The following is a 359-nucleotide window of genomic DNA, read 5'->3' on the forward strand; positions in this document are numbered from 1 at the left end:
TTGTGCTTACCATAGGTCACAAAAGTTGAATCAGTTGCCCATACCTCATTGATACCTTTACGTTCAAAATCACCGTTTAAGGTGTTTTCCGCAATATAGGCTGCTTGGGTTTTATGATAACCAGGCCGTTTCTTACGGATGACAGATACCATGCCTGATTGACGCATCAATCTATAGACGCGCTTATGATTTACCTTGGGCAAACCTTGGCGCTCCAACCATACATTGATAGCCGTTGTCATACTGTGAGTACCACGAGTCCTATTGCTTTGTTCAAACTCGACTTTAATTTGCGCTAAGATAAATTCATTGAATTCTGCAGGAGCTGGATTTGTGGCACGACCGCCACTACACCAGTA

Annotated in this window: 1 protein-coding gene; it reads right to left on the minus strand. The window is 43.2% G+C overall.

Annotated elements, in window-relative coordinates:
- The coding region (locus tag FC83_RS12285) for an IS3 family transposase (RefSeq protein WP_236700837.1) at positions 1-242 on the minus strand (242 nt) is incomplete at its 3' end.
- Between the last annotated feature and the right edge of the window lie 117 nt (positions 243-359).

It is taken from the genome of Agrilactobacillus composti DSM 18527 = JCM 14202 (assembly GCF_001436375.1).
Lineage (GTDB): Bacteria > Bacillota > Bacilli > Lactobacillales > Lactobacillaceae > Agrilactobacillus > Agrilactobacillus composti.